At 28.5% G+C, this 11,534-nt stretch carries 12 protein-coding genes; 3 read left to right on the top strand and 9 right to left on the bottom strand.

Annotated elements, in window-relative coordinates; translation table 11 throughout:
* Positions 1–526: 526 nt before the first annotated feature.
* A complete protein-coding gene (gene nagE, locus HCG76_RS15400; RefSeq protein ID WP_221701195.1) occupies positions 527–1,990 on the bottom strand; it encodes an N-acetylglucosamine-specific PTS transporter subunit IIBC in 1,464 nt (487 codons plus the stop codon).
* A 417-nt stretch (positions 1,991–2,407) separates the two neighbouring features.
* Between nagE and HCG76_RS15395 the strand changes: the two genes are divergently transcribed.
* On the top strand, positions 2,408–2,938 hold the full coding sequence (locus HCG76_RS15395) for a PTS sugar transporter subunit IIA (RefSeq protein ID WP_221701194.1): 531 nt from the start codon (positions 2,408–2,410) through the stop codon (positions 2,936–2,938).
* Positions 2,939–2,968: 30 nt separating this feature from the next.
* Here the strand turns inward: HCG76_RS15395 and HCG76_RS15390 are convergent, their stop codons facing one another.
* Both HCG76_RS15390 and HCG76_RS15385 read right to left on the bottom strand, forming a co-directional pair.
* The gene (locus HCG76_RS15390; protein ID WP_221701193.1) at positions 2,969–3,832 is read right to left on the bottom strand and encodes a BglG family transcription antiterminator; all 864 of its coding nucleotides are present in this window, start codon (positions 3,830–3,832) and stop codon (positions 2,969–2,971) included.
* Positions 3,833–3,851: 19 nt separating this feature from the next.
* Entirely contained in the window at positions 3,852–4,781 is a 930-nt protein-coding gene (locus tag HCG76_RS15385; RefSeq protein ID WP_221701192.1) for a GNAT family N-acetyltransferase, read from the bottom strand.
* A 164-nt stretch (positions 4,782–4,945) separates the two neighbouring features.
* Here HCG76_RS15385 and HCG76_RS15380 point away from each other — a divergent pair, with 164 nt between their 5' ends.
* Entirely contained in the window at positions 4,946–5,623 is a 678-nt protein-coding gene (locus HCG76_RS15380) for a DUF4230 domain-containing protein (protein ID WP_221701191.1), read from the top strand.
* Between the two features lie 69 nt (positions 5,624–5,692).
* Here HCG76_RS15380 and HCG76_RS15375 read toward each other — a convergent pair whose 3' ends face one another.
* Positions 5,693–6,409: a tRNA threonylcarbamoyladenosine dehydratase gene (locus tag HCG76_RS15375; RefSeq protein ID WP_221701190.1), complete on the bottom strand. Its 717-nt coding sequence runs from the start codon at positions 6,407–6,409 to the stop codon at positions 5,693–5,695.
* Between the two features lie 193 nt (positions 6,410–6,602).
* Between HCG76_RS15375 and HCG76_RS15370 the strand changes: the two genes are divergently transcribed.
* Positions 6,603–7,295: a 5'-methylthioadenosine/adenosylhomocysteine nucleosidase gene (locus HCG76_RS15370; protein WP_221701189.1), complete on the top strand. Its 693-nt coding sequence runs from the start codon at positions 6,603–6,605 to the stop codon at positions 7,293–7,295.
* A 263-nt stretch (positions 7,296–7,558) separates the two neighbouring features.
* On the opposite strand, the gene HCG76_RS15365 is transcribed toward HCG76_RS15370, so the two are convergent.
* From HCG76_RS15365 to HCG76_RS15350, 5 genes are all read right to left on the bottom strand, one after another.
* Positions 7,559–8,440 carry a Calx-beta domain-containing protein gene (locus tag HCG76_RS15365; protein ID WP_221701196.1) on the bottom strand — a complete coding sequence of 294 codons (882 nt, stop codon included), beginning with the start codon at positions 8,438–8,440 and terminating at the stop codon, positions 7,559–7,561.
* 1 nt (position 8,441) lies between these two features.
* Positions 8,442–8,519 carry a hypothetical protein gene (locus tag HCG76_RS19185; protein ID WP_294174954.1) on the bottom strand — a complete coding sequence of 26 codons (78 nt, stop codon included), beginning with the start codon at positions 8,517–8,519 and terminating at the stop codon, positions 8,442–8,444.
* A 26-nt stretch (positions 8,520–8,545) separates the two neighbouring features.
* Positions 8,546–8,821, bottom strand: a complete 276-nt coding sequence (locus HCG76_RS15360) for a hypothetical protein (protein ID WP_260458164.1) — start codon at positions 8,819–8,821, stop codon at positions 8,546–8,548.
* 329 nt (positions 8,822–9,150) lie between these two features.
* Positions 9,151–10,230, bottom strand: a complete 1,080-nt coding sequence (serC, locus tag HCG76_RS15355; RefSeq protein ID WP_221701188.1) for a 3-phosphoserine/phosphohydroxythreonine transaminase — start codon at positions 10,228–10,230, stop codon at positions 9,151–9,153.
* A gap of 65 nt (positions 10,231–10,295) precedes the next feature.
* Complete coding sequence (locus HCG76_RS15350; RefSeq protein ID WP_221701187.1) at positions 10,296–11,534, bottom strand: DUF1015 domain-containing protein; 1,239 nt, start codon at positions 11,532–11,534, stop codon at positions 10,296–10,298.

Genomic DNA, 11,534 nt, shown 5'->3' with positions numbered 1-11,534 from the left:
TTTAAGACTCTCAAAAGAATTGCTGGTTTACTTTAACTATATTCTGTTCAATTTTCAAAGACCATTTACTCTGTCGCACCGAAGCGACTTGTTTATCTTATCACCGAATAACTTTTCTGTCAACATTTTTTTCAACATTTTTTGTTGTTTTTGTTAACTGAATTTGTTACTTAATCATTCGACTTATCGGCTGTCCCTTAGGACAAGATTTATAATACCACAATATATTAACATACCCTTAACAATATATACTATATTTAATGTTTATTCTTTGATTACTACATTTTTCACTATTATTCTTTACTTTTCTTACGTTGATACACCAGGCTGAGTTAATTGTTTTATTCACTTTTTAATTGTTATAAATTCTATTTACCTATTAAAATATATATGTATATATTTTACCTTATATATATATGTATATATTTTTTTGATTTAATATTATTTCCACAATATAAAATAAAGTCATACAACATATTAAATAGTTGTATGACTTTATTAAAAATTTCTTATTTACGTTTTAAAATTATTGATTTACTTTGCTCTTGCATAATTTTTTTAATTCATCTGCAACAAATTGTACTTGTGTTCCTACAATTACTTGAATGCTTGTCTTGCTTGGTCTAATTATTCCAGCAACACCTGCAGATTTAATTACTTTTTCATTTACTGCTGTATGATCCTTGATTTCTAAACGTAATCTTGTTACGCAGTTATCAATACTAACTATATTTTCTTTTCCACCAAGACCTTTTAATATAGTCTCAGCTACAGCTGTAAAGTCATTGTTTGAAAGTTTAACATCCATTTCTCCAGCAGTATCATCATCATCTTCTCTACCTGGAGTCTTTAAGTTAAATTTAGTAATAGCAAATCTAAATACTACATAGTAAATTACTCCAAATGCTAAACCAATAGCTAATAACCAAAGTGGATTTTCAGCAAATGGTGCTTTAAAGCTTAAGAACCAATCAACAAAACCTGCACTGAAGTTAAATCCAGCTCTTACTGGTAACATTGCACAAACTGCAGCAGATATACCTGTTAATGCAGCATGAACTACATATAATCCTGGTGCTAAGAACATGAATGCGAATTCTAATGGTTCTGTAACCCCTGTAAAGAATGAAGCTAAACCAGATGCTAATAATAAACCAGCTACAACTTTCTTTTTATTATCTTTAGCAGTATGGTACATAGCTAAAGCAGCTGCTGGTAAACCAAACATCATTACTGGGAAGAATCCAGTCATATACATACCTGTTTGACCTAAAACTCCACCTTCCATAGTTCCCCAGAACTTACCAATATCGTTAATTCCAGCAACATCAAACCAGAATACTGAGTTTAATGCATGGTGAAGACCGAATGGAATTAATAATCTATTGAAGAATGCATATATACCAGCTCCAATTGATCCAGTAGAAATAATAGCTTCACCAAATGATACTAATGCTCCGTATACTACAGGCCATGCAAAGAATAATATTAATGTTGCAACAAGTGAAGCTCCTGCTGTTACTATAGCAACACATCTCTTACCACTAAAGAAGCTTAAAGCAGCAGGTAATTTTGTGCTTTTAAACTTATTATAACAAGCTGCACCTATTAACCCTGATAATATACCAATAAATTGTGTTTGAATTTTTCCAAATGCCGCTGGCACCTCTGAAACATCCACACCTTTTAACATAGCTACAACACCAGTTGATAATAAAGTAGTAATCATTAACCATGAAACAAGACCAGCTAATCCAGCTGTACCATCATTGTCATCTGACATACCAACACCAACACCAATTGCAAATAAAATTGCCATGTTGTCAATTAATGCTCCACCAGCTTTGATTAGGAACGCCGCAGCAACATTGTTTGCTCCCCAACCTGTTGGATCAATCCAGTACCCTATACCCATTAAAATGGCCGCTACAGGTAAACAAGCAACTGGAAGCATTAACGATTTACCTAATTTTTGTAAATACTTCATCATAATAGTAAAGTCCCCCTTATTTTTTTTATTTTGTTTATTTTATGAGGATACATATAATACTTAAAATAATTTCTGTAACAAAAAAAGCTGAAAAGAATATAAGATATCCCTTTCAGCTAATGCCCATCTTTATGGTTGCACGCCTCATAATTTAAACGTTATTTACTTTACAATTACATTATAGTATATAATTGCTACATAAGTCAACGTTTTCATTATTTTTTTTTATTTATTATTTTTATTGACATACTATTTTAGTATATATATAATTTTAATAGAAACGTGTTACTGTTAAATCAGGCATAAGTTAATCTTTATCTTAAAGATATACTTATGCCTTTTTATTTTATTACCTATATATAAATTGTGTAAACTTATTTTAGAAAGGATGTGAATCCTGAATTATCAGGAAATATCATGGCTAATTTTTTTAAAAAGTTATTTGGTAAATCAGAATCAAACAATGTAGAATCAACTACAGTAGAAAGTCCAAAGAATGCATTAGTGGCAGTTGCTACTGGTGACTTAATACCACTATCAGAAGTTCCAGATCCAGTTTTTGCTGGAAAGATGGCTGGAGATGGTGCTGCTATAATGGTAACAGGTGATACTATCGTTGCACCTGCAGATGGTGAGTTATCATTAGTATTCAAAACTAAGCATGCATTTGCAATGACATTAGAAAATGGACTAGAATTATTAATCCATATCGGTGTTGATACTGTAAGTTTAAACGGAGAAGGTTTCGAACAATTAGTTGAAGCTGGTACAAAAGTTAAAGCTGGTACTCCTATCATCAAAATTGATAGAGACTTCATCTTAGGAAAAGGGTTATCTCTTGCAACACCAGTTTTAGTAACAAATGTTGATGCTGCTAAGTCAGTAACTCCAGTTGAATCTGGTTCTGTTGTTGCTGGTCAAAATATAGTTGTTAACTATGAAGTTTAATAAATAAAAAAATAGCTAGGAATGTTATTCTTAGCTATTTTTTCTTTTCATAGAAACTCGAAATCTTTCTATATGCATTGTGATATATGCAATTTCATCTTCTATCACTTTTTTATTTAAAGTTTCTTCAATTATTTTTGCTGATTCCTCTGCAATTTCATAAGATTGAGGATAAGATTTTTTTATTACATCAATTAAATCATTATTTAATATTGTATCAGTTAATATTCTTTCAATAGTAAATCTTATGTGGGCTAAAAATCTAGCATAATCTAAAGATTTTTTATTAATTTTAGAGTCAAATGCACTTTCTATACACGAAACTATCCTATTAGCTAAATAACTATATTTAATAGTATTAGAAAGTTTGTTTCCTTTTCTAGCTGAATGTATATGTAAAGTAATAAATCCTATTTCACCTGGTGGAAATTTAATTTTATATTTACGCTGTATTTTTTTTATAATTTTTTTTGCCATTTCAAATTCAACATTATATAAAGTTTCTATTTCTACAATAAAAGGATTACTTATTTCTTCTTTATTTTTTAATCTTTTTATAGCTAGAGCTAAGTGGTCTATTAAACCAATATGAATTGATTCATTTAACTCCTCATCTAACTCTTCACATATTTCAGCTATTGCCTCTTCACAAACAGCAACAAATTCCCCATCAACTCTATTGTATACTTCTTTTAGATTCATTTGATTTTTTTCATCTTCAATTGAAAATATCTTATCTATATCTATATTTTCACTAATTATATCTCCAGGCTTTTTATTAAAACCTATCCCTTTCGCTAAAATAATTTTCTCTATGCCATTATCCTTTACAAGTACCATATTATTATTTAAAGCTTTAATAACAGTACTATCTCCTTTTAATTTAACCCCCACTTTAATCACCTCTTAAATATTATAGTATTTTATAAAAAGTGATATGATCTCGCCATTTACCATTTATATATAAATACTTTTTATTAATACCCACCTTTTCAAAACCACAAGCTAACAAAACACCTTTAGATCTTTCATTAGTAGTTAAAACAGAAGCTTCTAGTCTATGCAAATCTAAATATTCTTTAGCATAATTTAGTACTAAATTTATAGCTTCCTTCATATAACCCTTTCCTTCATATTCCTTGTCTATAGAGTATCCTAATATTCCACTCTTAAATACACCATAAACTATACTAGAAATTTTAGCCTTACCTATAAGTTTATCACCTATATATATTCCTAAATCACTTCCAGTTCCAGTCATAAGTTGTCTATAACTTTCTAATAAAATTTCCTTTTGTGTTTCATAAGTATAAAAACTTGCATCTCTTACAGGCTCAAAATCTCTTAAATGGTCCTTATTTCTTAAATAATACTCCAATAGTTCTTGTGCATCATCAGGTGTAAAATTTCTAATTAAAATATTATTTCCTTCAATTTCTACAATATTACTTCTTCCTGAATTTAAATATTCATTTCTATTTATTCCAAAGCTTAATTCGTCATAGAAATTTCCCTTTGTAAATATATTGTCAGTAAAAATTGCTTCTAATGTAAAGCCACTATCTAAAAATGGCTTTAAATTAATATTTTCGCTAACTACTACATTAGACTTAAATATATTTTTATCCTTAAATACAGCTTTAAGAATACAATCCAATGTAATTTTTAATAAATCATAGTTATCTTCTCTATAAAATCTTAATTTTAAATTACATTTTTTATTTTGCTTATCTAATTCAGTTATAGTAAATCTTCCTATTACAATTTTATCTTTATCCTTAACTATATAGTCATCTAAAGTACCCTTAATAAGCTCTATATTTACTTCCTTTTGATTATCCATACCAACTCTCCTAAATACAATTACAGTTAATTTTATTATACAAATAAATTAATATAAAACTCAACTAACTTTACTTTAAAAGTAAAAATATTACTTAATGGAATATCACTATATTTACTTTAATATATTTTATTTATATGAATTTAATCTACTAATGCTTCAAGGTGGGGATTACTATTTTTTTATACAAGAAAAAATCTAAATTTAAACTTCATAAATTATTACTATACTTACTTAGTTTATTAATTTTCTGCCTATTAATTTTATTTTTCAAATATCCTAGTAAATTTCAAAAACTACTTCCTTATTTTCATTCCTATAAAATTGAATCATCTAATATTTTATCTGATGATATTTTAATAAATGAAATAAGAAATGTAAATAAATTAATCCCTCTAGAAGTCGAATTATCAGAAACATTAACAATAGATAATACTTACTTTAATTTAGATATATTTAAAAAATCTAAAAAAGCAACTTTTTTTGCAAACTGCTCTTACTCTATTGATTTTTCTAATTTATCTAAATCCAATTTTGAAATTAATAATTCGACTAAAGAAATTTATATAACAATTCCTCAAATAGATATATTTAGTATAGATATTAATGAAAGCAAAACTATATATTCTGATACTGAACTGGGATTTTTAAGGTTTGGAGATTTAAAATTCTCTTCTGAAGAATTAAATTCTATCTATGAAAATTTAAATAGTTTATTTACAGCAAAAATGAAAACCTCAAAATTTTATGATCAAGCTATTACTAATACCGAAAAATCATTAAAAGATCTTTTATTTAACTTAACAGGAGAAAATTATAATGTAATACTAAAAGTTTCTTAAATAAAAGAGGGTACTATATTTATTGTTTAAAATAGTACCCTCTTCTTCTTACACATTTTAAGAATTATATTAATTTAATCCAGTTAAATCTTTAATTACCTCTCCACCTATTATCATTCCTGCTACTGGTGGAACAAATGATATACTTCCTGGTGTTTGCCTTTTCTGAGATGGAACTGATTTTCCCTTATTAGGGACCATTGGTATTTCCTCTGAGTATACAACTTTTAATTTTTTAACTCCTCTTTTTCTTAACTCTGTTCTCATAACCTTTGCAAGAGGACAAACTTTAGTCTTAAATACATCTGTTACTCTAAACTGAGTAGGATCCATTTTATTTCCCGTTCCCATAGAAGCAATTAATTTAATATCATTTTTATAGCAATATTCTGCTAATGCTAACTTTGATGTTACTGTATCTATCGCATCTACAACATAATCTATATCACTTGGAATTATTTCTTCTATATTATCTGCTGTAATAAACTCTTGTTTTGCTTCCACATTACAATTAGGGTTTATAGACAATACTCTTTCTTTCATAGCCTCAACCTTTATATTTCCTACTTTTGATTGTGTAGCATGTATTTGTCTATTTAAATTAGATATACATATTGTGTCATTATCTACTAAAATTAAATTTCCTACGCCTGCTCTTGTTAATGCTTCCACTACAAAGCTTCCTACTCCACCAATTCCAAAAACTATTACTTTAGAATTATTTAATTTTTCTATTCCTTCTTCACCTATAAGTAATTCTGTTCTGCAAAATTCATTTAATGCCATATATTTATTCTCCTTCGTACATTTTTTCTTATTGAGACTATTATATATTTCAAGTTAAATTAATACAAGTAATTCTATCGGTTTTCTTTGTTTTGAATTTTAATATTAAATTGCTATTAATTAATTCAATGTCAGTATATAATATATTTTAAGTAAATTTATATAAATTATATACTTATATGGAGGATTTAAAATGATTTTAGGAATAATAGGTGCTATGTCTGAAGAATTAGAAATTCTTTTAAAAGACATGAAGTTAGAAACTGTTGAAGAAAAGGCAAGAATGAAATTTCATAAGGGAAAATTATGGGGTCATGATGTTGTTGCTGTTGTATGCGGTATAGGTAAGGTTAATGCTGCTGTATGCACTCAAATCCTTGCATCTGAATATAATGTTTCATCAGTAATAAATGTAGGTGTTGCTGGTGGTATAGGTAAGGATATATATCCTGGTGATGTAGTAATCGCAGAAAATTTAGTTCAATATGATATGGATACAACTGCTTTTGGCGATCCAATGGGGCAAATTCCAAGACTTGATACTTTTGATTTCAAATGTGATACTAAATTAGTTGAAACAGCAAAAGCTGCTTGTGCTGAAGCTTCTGAATTTAAGACATTCTCTGGAAGAATAGTATCAGGAGATATGTTTGTAGCTTCACTTGATAAAATTCAATGGCTTGAAAAGGAATTTAGTGCATTAGCTTGTGAAATGGAAGGTGCTAGCATAGCTCATGTTTGTTATTTAAATAATATACCTTTCGTTGTTATTAGATCTATATCTGATAATGCTAATAACGGAGCTCATATGGACTTTGAAAAGTTTACACCTATTGGAGTTAAAAACTCTACATTTATATTAAAAACAATGTTAGAAAAGCTTTAATACATAAATCAAGGTAATATATAATTAAAGCTTATACTTAATAATCAGCTTAAAAAGCTAAACATAAAAAAAGATGATTTCTAATTAAAAGAAATCATCTTTCTTTATTCACTTATATTAAATAACCTATTCTTTATATTTAATGCCCTTATATAGCTATCATTAATATAATTCAATTAATATTTTACATCTTTTAATTTAGCAGTTACTATTGTTCTTGCATCCTTTGTAGAGCCTGTACATGTTGATAATTAAATTAGAGTTTAACTTAATTTATCAATATTAGTTAATTCTTCACTAGCTTCTAAAACTACTTCAGTATCTTCAATTCCTTCTCCACTAATTTTTAATGTCATTGGAACAGCCGTTTTATAAGAGAAATCAAATTCATATTCCCCTGCACGTGTTGTTTCAACTGGCATTGTAATAGTGTTTCCATCTTTTATTTTATCAATAAGTCTTCCCTTACTGAATTGTCTATTTGTAACTATTTTTAAATAGCTATTATCAACTATATTCTCATGACTTGAATCTAAAACTCCTAATTCACTTTCAGCAATTTTAGTTTGTCCATCTTCAATTGATAAGATCATTGGATTTCTCTTGCTATAAGTAACTATAGACTCAAGATTTGAATAAGCATCCATTAAGCTATTAGAAACTTTTATCTTTTCATCTTCTGATAAAGACTTATCTTCTGATAAAGACTTATCTTCTAATGCAGCTTTAGCTTTTAAGTATTCTTTATCTAGATTTTGCCATCCTTCTACTTTATACCAGCTTTCACTTAATCCTTCAACTCTATTAACTGCATCTTCTAATCTTATATCATCTTCAACAATTAATATTCTTGCACTATATTTTAATCCAATTTGTGCTCCATCTGTTGGTGTATCAATTTCTAAGTAAAAATCTTTATTACCTTGTACTTTTGAGTTGTCATATGTTTTTACTGTTATATATTTGCTGTTTTCACCATCTTTAAATGTAACAACATTATTTATATCTTCGTAATATTGTCCTTGTACTGCCATACCTGGAGGAGTAGTAACATGAACGCTTACTTCACCTTCAGTTCCACCAGTTCTTTTTAACTTAACTCTTAAAGAATCTCCTTCTTTTACTTGGTAAGAATCTCTTTCTATTTCATGAAATTTCTGCTAAAACATCACCACCGTAAGGAGAGTTTTCAACATCATGCTCTGTATATGCACTAGGCCAAATACAGAATCCATCATGGTGCTTTGCAGTTACGATAAGTTTTTAAATCCAGCATCTTTTAATGCTTTAACCCATGATTTTGCATATTCTCCTACATTTCCAGTTGGAGCAAATAGAAAAGAATCTTCTTTACCATCTCCCCATTCTTTATCAGTAAAAGTATTCATACCAAAGTGGCAAAAAGCCGCTAATTCATCATTATGATACTTTAATTGAGCTTCATTTGGTGTTGCTCCCCATGCTGCAGGTTCTGTTACTGCTTTAAATTTTACCTGTCCATAATTTTGTTCTTGCCTCTTCAACAATACAACTAACTTCTAACTTGTTACCATTTATATCTGTTGCAGAAACATCATTTAATAATTCTGTTAATTCACTTTCATTACTAATAGTAATATCCTTTACTCCAGTAATTGTTGGGCAATTTGCATAATAAGCTTCTGCTACTCTTTGTGTATCAAAACTTCTAATTGAATTAGACTAAAACAACTTCCCCAAAGGTAAAATATAATACTCATTTATAAATTTTGTTTTTACTTCTACTAAAAATAAAAGTACCGTATAGGATAGATTTTTTATTTTGTCTATCCTATACGGTACAAAAAATATTTCAGTATTTTTTTATTTCATATAATTAATTTTCTGCTTCAAATTTTTTCATAAAATCAACTAAATACTTAACGCCCTCTATTGGCATAGCATTATAAATACTAGCTCTCATACCACCAACAGTTCTATGCCCCTTAATATTTTCAATTCCAGCGGCCTTAGCTTCTTTAACAAATTTATCATCTAATTCTTTGTTTCCTGTTATAAACGGAACATTCATTAAAGATCTATCTTCCTTTACCACTGTTCCTTTAAATAATTTACTTGAATCAAGATAATCATAGAGAATTTTAGCTTTTTCCTCATTTAATTTCTTCATAGCTTCTAACCCACCAAGCTTCTTAAGGTGTTTAAATACCTTACCACAAATATAAATACCATATGACGGCGGTGTATTATATAAAGAATTGTTATCTGAATGTATTTTATACTTAAGCATTGTTGGAGTTCCTTCAAGTACATCATCTGTAATTAAATCTTCACGAATTATTACTACTACAGTACCTGCTGGTCCAATATTTTTTTGAACTCCAGCAAATATCAGTCCATACTTAGTAACATCAACAGGTTGTGATAATATATCTGACGACATATCAGCAACTAGAATTTTCCCTTTGGTATCAGGAAGATTGTGATAAGTAGTTCCGTATATTGTATTGTTATGACATATATATACATAATCTGCATCATCACTTACCTTTATCTTACTTACATCTGGTATATAAGAAAAAGTCTTATCTGCTGAAGATGCCAATTCATTTACTCTTCCATATCTTTTTGCTTCTGCAGCTGCCTTTTTAGCCCATTGCCCTGTAATAATATAATCTGCAACCTTATTTTTCATTAAATTTAATGGAATCATTGCAAATTGTGTTGAACCTCCACCTTGAAGAAATAACACTTTATAATTATCAGGAATATTCATTAAATCTCTTAAATCTCTTTCTGCAGCTTGTAATATTTCTTCAAAAGCCTTAGAACGATGACTCATTTCCATAACTGACATACCAGCTCCATTATAATCTAACATTTCTTCTGCTGCTTCTTTTAAAACCGCTTCTGGTAATACAGCTGGCCCTGCTGCGAAATTATATACTCTTGCCATAAAATGCCCCCATTTTTTTATTATTTTTTGTTTATTTATTACTCATAAATTATTTGTGATTGCAATTAACTAAGCTTGTGAATAAATAATCCACTCCTTGGCTTTGGTTCAAACCATGTAGATTTAGGGGGCATTATCATTCCACCATCTGCAATACTCATAATATCATCTGTTGTTGTTGCAAACATTGAAAAGCTTACCTTCATATCTTTATTTGCCCTTTTTTCCAATTCTTTAAGTCCTCTTATTCCTCCAATGAATTCAATTCTATCAGACTTAGTTGGATCATCGATTCCTAATATTGGTGCAAGTAAATTATTTTGAAGAATTGATACATCTAATCTATCCATTGGATCTTCTTCATTAAAAGTACCTTCTTTTGCTTCAAGCTCATACCAAGTATTATTCATATACATTCCAAAAGTATGTCTTTTTTCTGGTTTAACAGGCATCTTAGAAACTTTTACAATAAAATCTTTTTCTAAAGCATTTAAAAACTCTTCTTCACTTAATTCATTTAAATCTTTAACTGTTCTATTATAATCTAAAACTTCTAATTCATTATCTGGATAAGCTATTGCTAAAAAATAATTAAATTCTTCTTCTCCTGTATAATTAGGGTTTTGCTTTCTACGCTTTAACCCTACCTCTACAGCTGATTTTATTCTATGATGCCCATCTGCTATATATAAACTATCTACATTTTCAAAAAGATTAGTTAATCTTTCTATATCATTATCATCATTAATTATCCAAACAGTATGACCATTACCATCCTCTGATATAAAATCATATAATGGCTTATTTTGTACCCACTTATTCATTATCTTAGATATTTCATCTTGATTTCTATAGGTTAAAAATATTGGTCCTGTGTTTGCATCACAATAATCAACATGATTTATTCTATCGAGTTCTTTATCTTTTCTAGTATGTTCATGTTTTTTTATTTTATTATTAATATAATCATCTATTGATGCACAAATAACTAATCCAGTTTGGCTCTTTCCTTTCATAGTTTGCCTATATACATACATACATGGCTTTTCATCTTGTATATATAAACCATCTTCAACCATCTTATTTAATACTTCTCTTGCCTTATTATACACAACCTTATCATATACATTAATCTCTTCCGGTAAATTAACCTCTGCTCTATCTACATGTAAAAATGAATACTCATTATCTTTAACCATTTCACGAGCTTCTTCACTATTCATTACATCATATGGTAATGCAGCTATTTTTGATGCTAAACTTTGTATAGGTCTAAATGCCCTAAATGCTTTTATTACTGCCAT

Source organism: Clostridium sp. K13, from assembly GCF_019734195.1.
Taxonomy (GTDB): Bacteria; Bacillota; Clostridia; order Clostridiales; family Clostridiaceae; genus Clostridium.
This window is presented reverse-complemented; position numbering and strand designations above follow the sequence as displayed.

Coding starts and splice junctions, on each gene's coding strand:
- HCG76_RS15375 (WP_221701190.1), bottom strand. CDS start 6,409: ATGGCATTAAATGAATTTTGCAGAACAGAATTACTTATAGGTGAAGAA.
- HCG76_RS15385 (WP_221701192.1), bottom strand. CDS start 4,781: ATGGATAATCAAAAGGAAGTAAATATAGAGCTTATTAAGGGTACTTTA.
- nagE (WP_221701195.1), bottom strand. CDS start 1,990: ATGATGAAGTATTTACAAAAATTAGGTAAATCGTTAATGCTTCCAGTT.
- serC (WP_221701188.1), bottom strand. CDS start 10,230: ATGGCAAGAGTATATAATTTCGCAGCAGGGCCAGCTGTATTACCAGAA.
- HCG76_RS15395 (WP_221701194.1), top strand. CDS start 2,408: ATGGCTAATTTTTTTAAAAAGTTATTTGGTAAATCAGAATCAAACAAT.
- HCG76_RS15370 (WP_221701189.1), top strand. CDS start 6,603: ATGATTTTAGGAATAATAGGTGCTATGTCTGAAGAATTAGAAATTCTT.
- HCG76_RS15350 (WP_221701187.1), bottom strand. CDS start 11,534: ATGGCAGTAATAAAAGCATTTAGGGCATTTAGACCTATACAAAGTTTA.